18 protein-coding genes are annotated in these 14,173 nt (G+C 44.6%); 13 read left to right on the top strand and 5 right to left on the bottom strand.

All coding sequences use genetic code 11. The features are described 5' to 3' along the window. Positions 1 to 3 precede the first annotated feature (3 nt). Positions 4 to 912 (top strand): helix-turn-helix domain-containing protein, encoded by a 909-nt coding sequence (locus B5Z18_RS05370; RefSeq protein WP_079468355.1) that lies wholly within the window; start codon positions 4 to 6, stop codon positions 910 to 912. 70 nt (positions 913 to 982) lie between these two features. Then, entirely contained in the window at positions 983 to 1,879 is an 897-nt protein-coding gene (locus tag B5Z18_RS05365) for an alpha/beta hydrolase (protein WP_143313496.1), read from the top strand. A 20-nt stretch (positions 1,880 to 1,899) separates the two neighbouring features. On the opposite strand, the gene B5Z18_RS05360 is transcribed toward B5Z18_RS05365, so the two are convergent. Beyond that, positions 1,900 to 2,697, bottom strand: a complete 798-nt coding sequence (locus B5Z18_RS05360; protein ID WP_079468353.1) for a sulfite exporter TauE/SafE family protein — start codon at positions 2,695 to 2,697, stop codon at positions 1,900 to 1,902. Between the two features lie 175 nt (positions 2,698 to 2,872). Between B5Z18_RS05360 and B5Z18_RS05355 the strand changes: the two genes are divergently transcribed. The 4 genes from B5Z18_RS05355 (at position 2,873) to B5Z18_RS05340 (ending at position 6,117) form a co-directional block, all read left to right on the top strand. Further along, on the top strand, positions 2,873 to 3,505 hold the full coding sequence (locus tag B5Z18_RS05355; RefSeq protein ID WP_079468352.1) for a Crp/Fnr family transcriptional regulator: 633 nt from the start codon (positions 2,873 to 2,875) through the stop codon (positions 3,503 to 3,505). Between the two features lie 81 nt (positions 3,506 to 3,586). Then, positions 3,587 to 4,987 carry an MBL fold metallo-hydrolase gene (locus tag B5Z18_RS05350; protein WP_079468351.1) on the top strand — a complete coding sequence of 467 codons (1,401 nt, stop codon included), beginning with the start codon at positions 3,587 to 3,589 and terminating at the stop codon, positions 4,985 to 4,987. A gap of 30 nt (positions 4,988 to 5,017) precedes the next feature. After that, a complete protein-coding gene (locus B5Z18_RS05345; protein ID WP_079468350.1) occupies positions 5,018 to 5,581 on the top strand; it encodes a YeeE/YedE family protein in 564 nt (187 codons plus the stop codon). A 17-nt stretch (positions 5,582 to 5,598) separates the two neighbouring features. Beyond that, on the top strand, positions 5,599 to 6,117 hold the full coding sequence (locus tag B5Z18_RS05340) for a DUF6691 family protein (protein ID WP_079468349.1): 519 nt from the start codon (positions 5,599 to 5,601) through the stop codon (positions 6,115 to 6,117). On the opposite strand, the gene B5Z18_RS05335 is transcribed toward B5Z18_RS05340, so the two are convergent. Genes B5Z18_RS05335 through B5Z18_RS05325 form a run of 3 tightly spaced genes read right to left on the bottom strand, consistent with a single transcriptional unit; the run spans position 6,114 to position 8,115 of the window. Next, entirely contained in the window at positions 6,114 to 6,719 is a 606-nt protein-coding gene (locus tag B5Z18_RS05335) for a hypothetical protein (protein ID WP_079468348.1), read from the bottom strand. The two genes, B5Z18_RS05340 and B5Z18_RS05335, sit on opposite strands and share 4 nt — an antisense overlap. Positions 6,720 to 6,769: 50 nt before the next feature. Further along, entirely contained in the window at positions 6,770 to 7,609 is an 840-nt protein-coding gene (locus B5Z18_RS05330; protein ID WP_079468347.1) for a universal stress protein, read from the bottom strand. Continuing rightward, a complete protein-coding gene (locus B5Z18_RS05325) occupies positions 7,606 to 8,115 on the bottom strand; it encodes a hypothetical protein (RefSeq protein ID WP_079468346.1) in 510 nt (169 codons plus the stop codon). The genes B5Z18_RS05330 and B5Z18_RS05325 overlap by 4 nt, the downstream gene beginning before the upstream one ends. Positions 8,116 to 8,324: 209 nt before the next feature. On the opposite strand from B5Z18_RS05325, the gene B5Z18_RS05320 reads away from it, so the two are divergent. Continuing rightward, entirely contained in the window at positions 8,325 to 9,173 is an 849-nt protein-coding gene (locus B5Z18_RS05320; RefSeq protein ID WP_079468345.1) for a universal stress protein, read from the top strand. Between the two features lie 97 nt (positions 9,174 to 9,270). Next, positions 9,271 to 9,651, top strand: a complete 381-nt coding sequence (locus B5Z18_RS05315; protein WP_079468344.1) for a hypothetical protein — start codon at positions 9,271 to 9,273, stop codon at positions 9,649 to 9,651. 26 nt (positions 9,652 to 9,677) lie between these two features. Here the strand turns inward: B5Z18_RS05315 and B5Z18_RS05310 are convergent, their stop codons facing one another. Beyond that, positions 9,678 to 10,442 (bottom strand): LOG family protein, encoded by a 765-nt coding sequence (locus B5Z18_RS05310; RefSeq protein ID WP_079468343.1) that lies wholly within the window; start codon positions 10,440 to 10,442, stop codon positions 9,678 to 9,680. A gap of 134 nt (positions 10,443 to 10,576) precedes the next feature. On the opposite strand from B5Z18_RS05310, the gene B5Z18_RS05305 reads away from it, so the two are divergent. The 5 genes from B5Z18_RS05305 to B5Z18_RS05285 all read left to right on the top strand — a co-directional run bounded on the left by B5Z18_RS05305 (position 10,577) and on the right by B5Z18_RS05285 (position 14,156). Next, positions 10,577 to 10,975: a hypothetical protein gene (locus tag B5Z18_RS05305; protein ID WP_079468342.1), complete on the top strand. Its 399-nt coding sequence runs from the start codon at positions 10,577 to 10,579 to the stop codon at positions 10,973 to 10,975. 69 nt (positions 10,976 to 11,044) lie between these two features. After that, a complete protein-coding gene (locus tag B5Z18_RS05300) occupies positions 11,045 to 12,127 on the top strand; it encodes a hypothetical protein (protein WP_200817201.1) in 1,083 nt (360 codons plus the stop codon). 27 nt (positions 12,128 to 12,154) lie between these two features. After that, positions 12,155 to 12,880, top strand: coding sequence for a polysaccharide deacetylase family protein (locus B5Z18_RS05295; protein ID WP_079468341.1), 726 nt, complete (start codon positions 12,155 to 12,157; stop codon positions 12,878 to 12,880). 113 nt (positions 12,881 to 12,993) lie between these two features. Then, the gene (locus B5Z18_RS05290) at positions 12,994 to 13,272 is read left to right on the top strand and encodes a zinc ribbon domain-containing protein (RefSeq protein ID WP_079468340.1); all 279 of its coding nucleotides are present in this window, start codon (positions 12,994 to 12,996) and stop codon (positions 13,270 to 13,272) included. 65 nt (positions 13,273 to 13,337) lie between these two features. Then, entirely contained in the window at positions 13,338 to 14,156 is an 819-nt protein-coding gene (locus B5Z18_RS05285; protein ID WP_079468339.1) for an adenine nucleotide alpha hydrolase family protein, read from the top strand. Positions 14,157 to 14,173: the final 17 nt, after the last annotated feature.

The following is a 14,173-nucleotide window of genomic DNA, read 5'->3' as shown; positions in this document are numbered from 1 at the left end:
TATATGTATTTTACCAGTGTGCCTGATCATACAGAGCCAGGATTTGATGAAGCATTGTATTTCAGCAAATTCAAAAAGCATAATATTATTATTAATGCGGAAAGCAGTGGTAGTCGTTGCGATGATCATGTGGGATGTCTTTCTGTTAAAACGGTACTCAGCGGAGAGGAGTGCTATGGGATTGATCGTCGCAGGCTGGTTATAAGGCCGGGGCAATTCCTGGTATTGAATGACGACCAGCGTTATTCCTGTCGTACTGACGGCGACGAAAAAGTGAAATGCTTATCCATATTCTTTCAAAAGGAATTTGCTTCATCAGTGTTTGATGATATGCTTAACAGTGAGGAAACACTGTTGCAGTACCCATCTTCAGATAATAAAACCGCACCTGAGTTTTTTCAAACACTTAATACTATCACACCTGATTTGCAGGCGCAGCTGACCGGGCTCACCACCACCATTGAAAACAGGGGGTATGACGCAGCGATGGCAGATGAACGCCTGTTTTTTTTATTGCGGCACCTGATCGGGGTACATAAGTCCGAAATGGTTCGTGGGGATAAGGTAAATGCGGTGAAGGCAACCACGAGAAAGGAGATCTACAAACGGTTATGCATAGCCAGGGATGTCCTGCATTCTTCTTATAGGGAGAATCTTGATTTATATAAGATCAGTCATCTGGCCTGTTTATCTGTTCCTCAATTAATCAGGCAGTTCAAAGCGGCGTTTCATTGTACGCCTTATCAATACCTTATCCGCATCAGGCTGGAGCATGCTGCCCGGTTGCTGCAACACACCAACAAACCTGTGCAGGAAATCACCTGGATATGCGGGTTTGAAAATACGAGCGCTTTCTGCCGGGCATTTAAATCAGCTTATGGCATCCAGCCTATGATTTTCAGGAAAAAATAAAATTGAGCATTTCTGCACATCTCATCGGCTGGCGTATGTATAATTTGGGTGTTATATGATGTTTATAAAGATGAAAAGAATAATATCAGTATTGGCTTTTTTGTCATTTTTACAGTTGGCCGGTGCGCAGGAAAAAATGATACCGCTGTATGAGCAACATATTCCGAACTCCAGAAAGATACCTCCGGATTATATAGAAGAAACAGATACCTCGGGTTTAATAAGAAAAGTAACGCAACCGGGCCTGATACCTTTTTTCCCAAAGAAGGGAACCGCCACCGGCACGGCCATCCTTATTTTTCCCGGAGGAGGTTATTTTGTGCTGGCGCCGGCTACCTGCTATGAAATTGCCAAAGCGCTCACTGAAACGGGCGTCACTGCGTTTGTAGTGAAATACCGTTTACCGCATGATACCATCATGATTGATAAAACAATTGGCCCGTTACAGGACGCCCAGGCAGCCATCCAACTGGTACGTAAAAGGGCTGCGGAGTGGGGCATTGATCCTCACAAGGTGGGCACAATGGGACTTTCAGCGGGCGGTCACCTGGTGTCAACAGCAGGTACGCAGTTAAACAGGGTGGTTGTTGAAAATACGGAACGGGTTAATCTCCGGGCAGATTTTATGGCACTGCTGTATCCTGTTATCATCTATGATCCTGCTATTCCAAGAACCCGCGAAAACCTGATCGGTAAAAATCCATCCGCAGCATTGCTGGATCTGTATAGCACCGATAAACAGGTTACCGCAAATACGCCGCCAACGTTCCTGGTGCATGCTGTTGACGACGATGTGATACCTGTCAGAAATTCACTCCTGTTTTTTAATGCGTTGCTGAATGCGCATGTAAAGGCCGAAATGCACATACTGCAATCCGGTGGTCATGGTTTTGGTTTAACAGATCTTAACAGCGGGAATAACTGGTTTAATTTGTTCAAAAGCTGGCTGGCAGAGAATGGGTTTTAGGAGCAATGTTTTTAGGCATATTATAGTGCACCTGCAAATTCCTTAACCAGGATATAGATACCCATCGCCAGTACAAACCAGCCGAATCCCTTTTTTAGTCCGCCGGCAGGGATTTTCCGGTTAAGGTAGCTCCCCGCTAAAATACCTGCTATGGCCAGTGAAGTAACTGTTAACAGGAGCTGCCAGTCTATTCCCTTATCATACAGGTTGCCGGTAAATCCTATCAGGGAGTTTAAGGCAATCACCAGCAGGGAAGTACCAATAGCCTCTTTCATAGGAAGATGTAATAACAGTACCAGTGCAGGGATGAGCAGGAATCCACCGCCGGCTCCCAGTAAACCGGTTACTAACCCGATGCCAGCGCCAGACAGGATCATTTTCCCGGTACTGATTTTCCGGTCAGCTATTCCTGTTGAGGAAACAGATTTGTTGCGCATCATGGATACAGATGAGATAACCATCAGACAAGCAAACAAAATCATTGTAAGCCAGTTTTCTGTAATTACAAATCCATGTATAGTGGCGATGTGCTCCGGTATAGCCGGTACCAGCCATTTACGGGTGAGGAAAACAATTGCTGCAGAAATGGCGGCCAGCAACAAGGCTATCCTGATGTTTACAAATCCTTGTTTATACTGCTTTGCTGCGCCTACAAGACTGGCGGAGCCCACCACGAATAAAGAATAGGAAGTAGCGGTTACCGGAGACACGCCAAACAGGTAAACCATGAGGGGCATGGTTAGTATGGAGCCGCCGCCGCCAATCAATCCTAATGATACGCCGATCAGTAAAGAAGCTATATATCCAAGGAGGTGCATGTTATGTATTTTGACACAAAGGTCGCTGCCCTTGTTGTTGCTATCAGTGATAATAGTCACGCAGCGTTATTAAAGATTTTTCCCGTCAGTGTGACCAAAGTCACTGAAAACTTACCCATTAGGACAAGGAGTAGCACCGGATTTTTAAAAGACCTAAAGTTGTAAATTTGAAACTATGCAGGAACAATATCCCATCCGGAAATTATTTCCCGGACTAGAAGAAGGTCTTTATGAAGAAATGATGAAACATGGCGACATCCGGGAAATCCCGGCAGGCACCGTTATGTTACGCAAAGGACAATCCATCAGATCTACTATGCTGATACTGCAGGGGATTGTTAAGCTTTACCAGGAAGATGAAGAGGGCAATGAGTTTTTTATGTATGATATAGAACCCGGAGAGGCCTGCGCAGTATCTATGGTATGCACTTACCGGCAGGAGAACAGCCAGGTAGTGGCTAAAGCATTGACAGATGTGACCGTGCTCACCATCCCACTTCAATACATGGATGAATGGCTGGGCAAATATAAAAGCTGGCACTACTTTGTGATAAGGACGTGGCGGGCCCGCTATGAGGAATTGCTGAACACCATCAACGAGATTGCATTCAAAAATATGGATGAGAGACTGGAATTTTATATTAAAGGGCAGGTTAAGAAAATGGGGCGGCAGATTAAACTCACGCACCAGGAAATAGCCACCGATCTCAATTCTTCACGTGAAGTGATCAGCCGCCTGATGAAAAAGATGGAGAAAAATGGCTGGGTTATTATTCACCGCAATTCTTTCGAATGGATTAAGCCGTAGATTTTTTTTCTGTGTGACTGGTATCACCTATAGACTGAAATAGAGGTGGCATCTTTGTAGTCAACAGAAAAACAAAACACTATGTATTTTCAGCACATTTATGATAAGAGCCTGGCACAAGGCAGTTATTTCATCGGATGTCAGAAAGCGGGAGTAGCCGCTGTAATCGACCCTAAAAGGGATGTGGATACTTACCTGGAAATTGCACAGGAACAAAAAATGCAAATTACCCATATCCTGGAAACGCACATCCATGCGGATTTCCTCTCGGGATCACGGGAATTGGCCGCCCTTACAGGAGCCGGCATATACCTCTCTGATGAAGGCGGCCCTGAGTGGCAATACGAATTTGATCATATTGGCCTCCGGGACGGCAGCCGTATCCAGGTGGGCAATCTTGAACTGACAGTACTACATACGCCGGGACATACACCGGAAAGTATCAGCTTTTTATTAACAGACAAACCGGCCAGTGAAGTTCCCGTTATGTTATTTACAGGAGACTTTGTGTTTGTAGGTGATGTTGGCCGTCCTGATTTACTGGAAAAGGCTGCCGGTATGAAAGGCACGGAGATAACAGGGGCACACCAGTTATTTGCCTCTCTAAAAAAATTCAGCGCCCTGCCGGGCTTTGTACAGGTTTGGCCTGGACATGGCGCCGGTTCTGCCTGTGGAAAAGCGCTGGGTGCAGTGCCCTCCACCACTACCGGGTATGAGCTTATCAGGAACCCCGCTTTCCGTTTTGAACAGGATGAAGAGGGTTTTGTGCAGTACCTGTTGGCGGATCAACCCGAGCCACCGGCATATTTTGCGATGATGAAAAGGCTCAATAAAATAAACAGACCACTGCTTACCCAGGTACCGGAGCTTAAAGAAATTGGCAAAGACGAACTGAAAGCCGCTCTGGATAAAGGCTACAAACTGATCGATACACGTAATAAAGCAGCCTTCGCTGCAGGTTATATTCCCGGCAGTATTAATATACAAAACAATAACTCCTTCAATACCTGGGCCGGCTGGTTCCTGGATTATGAAACACCGTTTATTTTACTGGCAGACCCTTCTGAATTGAACGGACTTACCCGCAAACTGATGCGGATAGGTCTTGATAATATTCATGGTTACATTCCTTCCGTAAAAGTATGGGAAGACACCGGCGGCAAACTTGAAAAAGCCTCCGTCATTGCTATAGAAGACTTTAAAAACCTCTATCAGAGTAATGGAATCCAGGTGGTGGATCTGCGCGGCGCCACGGAATATAGTTCCGGGCATATCAAGGGAGCTGATCATGTGTTTATAGGCACCCTGCTTAATAATCTCGACAAGGTCAGCAAAGATAAAAAAGTAGTGATCCATTGCCAGGGGGGCGACCGTGCCACAATAGCCTATTCATTGCTTGCCCAAAAAGGGTATAATAATGTACTGAACTTTTCAGACGGTATGAACAAGTGGATACAGGAAGGGAATCCTGTAGTTCATTAATGAAATCAGTAGTTCAATAAATCAATACAAATGCTTCATATATTACAACAACCCTGGCCCTGGTATGTGGCGGGTGTGCTAATCGGGCTTATAGTGCCCGCACTTCTATTATTGGGGAACAAACATTTTGGAATATCAGCCAACCTGCGTCATGCCTGTGCGGCCTGTTTTCCTGCCGGAATAAGTTTTTTCCGGTATGATTGGAAAAAAGAGATCTGGAATTTCTTTTTTGTGGGTGGAATATTGGCAGGCGCTGTTATTGCCGCTCAATTATTACCAGACCCTAATCCGGTAGTGTTGCACCCGGCCCTTACCAAAGAACTGATGGCATACGGAATTACCGACCACAGCTCGTTATTACCGAAAGAATTGTTCTCCTGGAGTAGTCTTTTTTCCCTGCGTGGTTTGATCATGCTGGCAGGTGGTGGCTTCCTGGTAGGCTTTGGCGCCCGGTACGCGGGAGGTTGCACGTCGGGGCATGCCATTATGGGGCTCAGCGACCTGCAATGGCCTTCGCTGGTGGCTACTGTTATGTTCATGGCAGGTGGCTTTATAATGGCCAACCTGATACTTCCCTTTATTCTTCATTTATAATTTTACAGAACAACTATATGCAAACTACAACGCAAGGCATAAAGCAACCACCGGAAAATACAGATTTTGAAGTCCGTTCACTGGATACGATTTGTGTCAATGAATCAAAACGCCAACATCCCTGGTGGTATAATTTCAAGTATATGGCAGTAGGTATCGTGTTCGGTGTGGTGTTTGTTAAAGCAGAGGTCATCAGCTGGTTCCGCATCCAGGAAATGTTCCGGCTGCAAAGCTTTCATATGTATGGTGTGATCGGTACTGCTGTAGTGGTGGGAATGATTTCCGTATGGCTTATCCGGAAGTTCAACATTAAAACCATTCATGGCGAAAAGATTGAATTCCATCCCAAGAAATTCAACAAGGGGCAAATTTACGGCGGCCTGATCTTTGGTTTAGGCTGGGCTCTTACCGGGGCCTGTCCCGGGCCTTTATTTGCGCAAATCGGCACCGGCGCACTGGTGGCGGTTGTTATACTGCTAAGCGCTATTGCAGGTACCTGGACCTATGGTTATTTCAGGGAGAAGTTGCCCCATTAGTTTCCAGGGTATTTATGTGGTTGAAGGATATTATTCCGGATGATGTTTTTTACAATAATACGGGCATAACCGCTACTCAGATCTTCCCGGGAGAGCGGATCGAAAGAGGCTGTTTGTACCGCGTAAACCAACGCCCCGCTGGTAACGTCATAGATATTGCTTTTCCAGAACCAGGCCGTATGTTCCTTGTAGTCTCCATAAAACGGATGATACTCATTCATCGCGGCGTAATACATCCAGAAATCATTCTCCCGGAAAGGATAAAGTGAAAACAGAACTTTTTCGGTGACGTCGTAGATTTCCCTGGATTTATCCCGGAGGTCAATAGTTAATACTACGTTTATACTATCCCGTTGAAGTATCTTTTTGATGGAATCAGCAGGCAGGGAAACAAAAGCGCCCTGTCCGTAATAGGAACAGGCGGAAACCGCCCTGCAACCATGCGCTGTCAGCTGGTTTACCATATGTTTTTCCATAATTTCCCGTAAGCTGCTGTCTGGTCCGTGTATTATCGCCAGGACGAGGATATTTTTATAATGTTCAGGATGGATGTCCGTTCCTTTCCAGGTTCCTGTAATCCGGGAGGTGGTACACTGACACATGAATATTGAAATACTGATATATAGAAGTATCCTTGGCATCCTTTATTTTTCTATTTACAATGAGCTATAAACAAGGGGCATGCTAATGCCGACATCAGGGCATCTGCCATGCTGGGGTGAAACCACCTGGACAAACGGCTTCTATGATAAGCGCCTAGAACAACAATAGTACTGCTATGGCCTTTTTGTAAATAGTCAGGGATCACTTCCCACGGAATTCCCTGTAATACGTGATAGCTGGCATCGGGGTAATGTCTTTTCATAAATTCCTTCATCAGCTTTCCGTCCGGCAAATGCAGATCGGACGACGGACTTTTTACAGAAACCACTTTAACCGGTTTATACTTTAAGCTGGGCAGGGTATAGTCAAACATCCTGATAGCATAAACTGATGACGGGGATCCGTCATACAGCATCACAGATTTGTCAAGTCCTTTAAATGCTGATGGTACCAGCAATATGGGGCATACTGCCTCGGCAATCAGGTGTTTCAGGAAGTGGGAGGGCGGATCTTCTTTACGCCGGTTAAATGTTTCTTTTGACGATATTATCATCAGATCCGCATAAATGCTTTCATGTAATATGGCATCTAAAGCAATATCCTGGTCTTTGTGCACAGAGTAGTTAAGTCCCGCTTCCTGGCATGCCAGTTCAAACCGTTCTACGCTTCGCGCGCGTGTTTGCTTATCCTTATCTGCATAATCCCTTATCCGCTGATCGGATACGCCTGATTCATCTACGAGATCATAAAGTGCATAACTCCTGTAGGTTATATCTTCAGGGAAAACACCTACAAGATGGGCCATTTCCTGTTGAGCGATAAACACGGCATATTCAACAGCACTGCTGGAATAATTCAGTCCGTCTAAAACGGTAATCATTTTTTTCATATTTCATTCTTTTTGCCTGAAAGAAAATGATGGAACCCGAACCGTAAGGGGTGAGCGGAAAGATATCTTTCCTTAAAGAGCAGCACGATAGCTGCTGCCGCCAGCAAAAGCGTGGATGGAAAGGCGGAGCCGGCACCTAGTGGGGCTATCGCTATCAGGAACGTAGTGGCAGCAAGTAACCCCAGCATCATCAGTGCGCCCCTGGCAGCGATAAAAACCCCTGCTGCCAACTGGCATATTGAAATAGACACGACAATTGCGGTAATGTTATCCCGGAAAGCCCCATAAATGAATTGTTCGTAAACAGGTGAAACGGTCATTGCACCGTAGACCATAAACAGTTCTGGTTCCCGGATGGCCATAACAGCGTTAAAAAAGGCCGCCCCGATGAATATCAGCGCCAGGAGGAACCTGGCAATAAGAGGCCAGAAAATAGCTGCTATCAATACTACCAGGCTAATTACATTGGCTATCAGGTAGGCGGGGGAAAAGATATTAGCGTGCATGATATCAGGTTTTGAAGTATGAATGACCCGGAATAATTTTCTTCTTTCGATAATAAAATTATAAGAATATTTACTGCGGGTGAATGATACCGGTCATACCCGTTCTTGATTCAGGTCATGACCCCAATGATGACGAAAATCAGGATCCGGACTAATCCGGGTCATAGGTCATTTTTCCTTCCGGCGCTACTTTTGAGCAAAACAATGCCATGCAAAAGATCGCAGCTATATTTGATGGCCTCAGATTTTCAGAAAGTACCCTTCATTATTCCATTTGGATCGCGAAACAACAGCACGCACATCTGACCGGAGTTTTTTCCGATGACCTGACTTATAATAGTTTTAACTTATACCAGTTATTGAAAGCAGGAACGGACGAGGCTACTCTCAGGAAACTTGAAGCCGCTGATGAGGAACGGCGGGAAGCTGCTGCCGGCATATTTGAAGCTGCCTGCCAGAAGGCGGAAATAGCCTACAGCGTTCACCGCAATAGAAATATTTCCCTTCAGAGTGCCCTGGAAGAAAGCATTTATGCAGATTTACTGATCGTAGACGGGCACGAAACATTTGTACACGATGTTATGAAGCCGCCTACCCGTTTTATCCGCGACTTGCTGACGGATGTGCAATGTCCTGTGCTGATTGTGCCCGCCCAGGTGCTGGTGCCGGTCGTTTTTAGCGATATCAGGAATGTAGTGCTGTTATACGACGGTGAACCATCTTCTGTATATGCGATAAAAATGTATAATTACCTGTTACCCTCCCTGCAAACATTGCCAACAACTATTGTATCTGTTAATCCCGAAGGAAACCACCTCGAAAATAAGCACCTGATCAAGGATTTCATTAAGAGGCATTTCCCCAAAGCGGGGTATAAAGTAATAGATGGCATACCCGAAGAGGAAATTGTGAGCTATATGCTTGAACAGCCGGAGGGGACCATCGTAGTATTGGGGGCTTACAGGAGAGGCACAGTTTCCCGGTGGTTCAGGGAAAGCATGGCAGATGTACTGATGCAAACATTATCATCTCCCCTGTTTATAGCTCATAACAAATAATGACTATGATCATAAACAGCCAGATTACTGATCGTGGTCATGTTTTGTGGACCCGGCCGGTAATAATTTAGCGTATTAGATATTAAAAAATAAGATGATGCCAGACAGTTTGAACGGACATGTGCCAGCGCATGAATCCTGGAGATACATATTGAGAGTGATGGAAGATGAAACCATTCTTTTTAAAACAAAACTAGCGCATATACTCTCTGATAATTTTGAAAGAAGTCACCTGAGGCATCTCGAAGTTTTTCAGCAGAGGTTCCTGAAAATGGATGAACAGATAAGTTTACTCAGACACGAAGTAAGAGATCTGCAGGAAGCAATGCTATGTAGTAATGAACAAACCACCCGTCCGGCAAGTGTTACAATATTGCAGAAAATGTTAACCGAAAAAATGGACCGGATACAGAGCAGCTTTGACATACTAGCCTCAGACTTTCAGCTGTATTTAAAAGAACATTTTCCTTCCAACTGATACCTCATATTGGCTGGTTTCACCGGTTATTCGCCTAAAAGGGCAAACCGGCGAAACTCTTTCCTGCGTTTTACATGGTATTGGGCCACTGCGTATTTTTGAAGATGCTCCATGGCTTCTTCAACGGAATCTGTCAGTAAGATATATTTCAGATCTGCGGGTTCTATCATGTAGCTTTCAATCATTTTATGAAACAAAGGCATCAGTGGTTCCCAATAGCCGCGGTTCAGCAGCACCAATGGGAAGTTGAGGATTTTATGGGTTTGTATCAAAGTAAGCGCTTCAGAGAATTCGTCGAGGGTGCCGATCCCTCCCGGCAGTATTACAAACCCATAGGAATATTTGAACATTAATACTTTGCGGACGAAAAAGTACCTGCAATTAAATTGCAGGTCAAGGTATTTATTGGCGGCTTGTTCCCTGGGCAAACTGATATTACATCCCACTGATTTACCACCGGCCTCTTTTGCTCCCCGGTTTGCAGCTTCCATAATACCAGGGCCTCCGCCTGTCATTACCGTAAAACCAAGTTTTGCAATACCGGCCCCGGTTTTCCTGCCAGTTTCGTAATAGTCGGATCCTGGCTGTACCCTCGCAGAGCCAAATACGGCTATACAAGGTCCTGCAAAATGTAATACCCTGAATCCACGGATAAATTCAATCAACACTTTCACGGAAAAGGAAAATTCCTTTGCCCTCGAACGGGGACCTTCCAGGAAATATTTTTCTTCATGACCTGGCAATTCGGCCAGTGTAGCGGATGGTTGCTGGTTTATGTTTACTGCTTGCATAACTAAATATTGAACCATCAATTTCCGGATATCTTCTTTCCTGTTACGTGACCGCTGTCATATAGCAGGATGATTATCCTCATTTGCCTGTGACAGCAACAATGGTAAACTTGTATTAATTAAAACGTCTTTTTATGCAGATATATATTCGTGAAGATGCGATGGTAAAGGATATACAGGAGAAATTTGAGACAGTATATCCGTACCTGAAACTGGAGTTTTACAGGAAGCCACACCGGAAAGGGGAGTATTCTTCTGAAGAAGAAAAAATATCTCCGGATACCCCACTTGAAAGCATAAGGATACGGAATGATTCCGGATGGATGGACATCAGCTATTACCGGACAGCCGCTGCGGTGGAACATGATTTTAGCTACATTTTTGGATTGAGCGCACAGGTACTCCGCAAAGCAGGAACACTATGGCTGGAAACTACCAGCACTGATAGCTGGACGTTGGAAGAATTGAATAATGCGGGAAAACCGCCAAAGAGACGCGCTTTCCAGTTGCCGGAGCGTCCGGAGGACGATTGATTTCAATACCTCTGGTACTACAGCCAATCCCACTTAGCCATTGGCAGCAACTCTTTCAAAATTCTGTATATGAAACTGGTACTGAAATTTGTAAATGGAGTATTTATTACCGTCATTTTTTTATGGACAGGGGTGCTGATGTTGTATATTTTTGCTTCTATAGATCTGTTGTCTTTTAAGCAAGCGGATAATGTGAAGAAGGTAGGGCATTCGCATAAAGTAGATGTATCACCTGCCAGCGATGAAATGAGGGTTGAAAGCGATAAGGCTGAAGTTACAGATACGGCCCGGTATAATAAACTCCTGCTGCACCTGGTACATAACAAGCCATCCGTTAAATGGCCTGTGAATGCGGGCTATCCATTGCCGGGAGCATTATTACCCTATAATCGTATTGTTGCTTTTTATGGCAATCTGTATTCCACGCGCATGGGTATACTGGGTGCGTTGCCAGAGGCTGAACTATTAAAGCAGCTGGCAGAAGAAGCAGATAAATGGAGGCAGGCAGACACCTGTATGCCGGTGATTCCCGCTTTGCATTATATCGCCGTTACAGCCCAGAGAAATCCGGGGAAAGACAGGAAGTACCGGTTACATATGCCCGCGACGGAAATAGATAAAGTACTTCTTTTGGCTGAAAAGGCGCATGCCATTGTTTTCCTGGATATTCAGCCGGGATGGAGTTCATTGCAGGAAGAACTTCCGCTACTGGAAAAGTACCTGGCACGGCCGGATGTACACCTGGGTATTGATCCGGAATATTCCATGAAAAACGGACAGGTACCCTGTACCGCCATTGGCACCTTCGATGCGGAAGATATTAATTATGCGATATCCTGGCTGGCGGCGCTGGTGCAGCAATACAACCTGCCGCCCAAGATGCTGGTAGTACACCGCTTCACGCAGGGAATGGTTACAAATTACAGCAACATTCGCATCAAACCTGAAGTACAGTTTGTGATGAATATGGATGGTTTTGGAGGTGTGGCAAAAAAACTGGACACCTACCGGTCCTGGATTTCCGGAGAGCCTGTACAATTTACAGGATTCAAATTATTTTATAAAAATGATGTGGAAACCGGCGGACATCTGATGCAGCCGGCAGAAGTACTGGCATTATTTCCGAAGCCGGTATATATCCAGTATCAGTGACTTTTTTGTTGATGTTATAACCGCCATATGAAGTACTTGATTTTACTTTTTGTGATGGCCCTTGCTGCCAAAAATGCATCAGCTCAGAATATACCCGTATTGTGCTATCATCAGATCTATACAGGAGGAAATCATAAGAATGATTTGCTGCATATCAGTTGGGAACAATTGAATAACCAGTTGAAGACCCTTGCAGATAGTGGCTATCATACTATATTACCAGATGAACTACTGATGTATTTAACTGAAAAGAAAACAATATCTCCCGGATCGTTCATAATCACATTTGATGATTCACATAAAGAACATTTTTCTATAGCTGATTCTTTACTGCGTCGTTACGGGTTCAGGGGTGTTTTTTTTGTAATGACAGTTACCATTGAAAAACCAGGCTATATGACAGCCGCACAGATAAAGGAACTTGCCGGCCACGGACATATCGTTGCAGCCCATACCTGGGATCATCCGCATTTATATACTACCGGTAAAATGGATTGGGAGAAACAATTGATCCACCCCCGGAAAGTACTGGAGAAAATTACCGGTAAACCAGTATGGTATTTTGCCTACCCTTTCGGTGAGTGGAATGATACCATCATCAGCTACCTGAAGAAAAATGGGTACAGGGCGGCATTTCAGCTAAACGGGCGGCGTGAAAATACAGTATATACTATCCGGCGTATGATGGTAGACGGGCGCTGGTCAGGGACCAGGTTGCAGCAAGAGATGACCAGATTTAATAAAGGTGATTGATGTGGGAGTGCAGGACTGACAGAGAACGAAAATCAGGATGAAGAATGACGATGATCATTCCTGGTTTTTAAGATTGCTTCTAACTTTATCCGGACAAATAAAAAATGAAAATCATGGAAAACGATAAAATTTGCCAGAGTTGCAGTATGCCCCTGAACGAGGTGGTGCTTTTGGGAACAGAAAAGGACGGTTCCCCAAGCCAGGAATATTGCAAATATTGCTATCAGCAAGGAGAGTTCACCCATCCTGATTTGTCTCTTGAAGAGATGAAGGAACACATGACCAGGATGATGAATAAGGAAAAGTTGCCGGAAGATATATTGGAAGCGGCAATCAACCGTTTGCCGTATTTGAAGAGATGGGCCGGCAAAAAAGCGGATCATCTTTCGTAAAGCAGGGTACTATACAGATACGAGTTCGCTGTTACCATCATTAAGTATATTTTAATTAAAAAGTCATGAAAAAAATATTGCTGGCCTTAGATGGCGCTCATTTTTCTAAAGGTGCTTTTGACTTTGCCTGTCAGTTGAATGATATGCAACCACTGTTGCTGACTGGTACATTTTTGCCTAAAATGGATTTCTCTCCTTCCTGGAATTCTGCCCTTGTAACCGGTTCTGTATTTGAACCTACTTTGGAAGAATATAGTGATGAACTGGTAAACGAAAATATAAAAACCTTTGAAGAAGCCTGTATCCGGCATCATATTGAATACAGGGTACATAAGGCGCCATACGACTTCACTTTAGCTGATCTGAAGAAGGAGACACGCTTTACAGATCTGCTGATACTGGGCAATGAGAAATTCTACGAAAATCTGGGTACCGACATTCCCAACGATTATTTAAAAATGGCGTTACATAACGCAGAATGCCCGGTGCTGCTGATACCGGAAAATTGCCATTTCCCGGAAACAATTGTTATGGCCTATGATGGCAGCAGGGATGCCACGTTTGCTATTAAATCTTTCTGTTACCTGTTACCGGAGCTGTCAGCTAAAAAAGCTATTCTGGTATACGCCACCGATAAAGAGAAGGCTATCCCTGAAATGCAACTGATGGAAGAATTAGTAGCAAGACATTTTACAGATCTCACCATTCAAAAGCTGGAAGGCGACCCCGGAAAATATTTTGATACCTGGCTTGCAGATGTTGATCATCCTATGTTGGTGTGTGGGTCTTTTGCCCGGTCGGATCTTTCAGAATTATTCAGGAAAAGCTTTGCCACTGAAGTTATGGGTGAACATAGGATGCCTGTTTTTATTGCACATTCTTAAATAATGAACGCCTCTTT

The organism is Chitinophaga ginsengisegetis (assembly GCF_900168065.1).
Taxonomy (GTDB): Bacteria; Bacteroidota; Bacteroidia; order Chitinophagales; family Chitinophagaceae; genus Chitinophaga; species Chitinophaga ginsengisegetis.
Note: the sequence above shows the minus strand (reverse complement) of the source record. Positions and strands in the feature narration are given on the sequence as shown.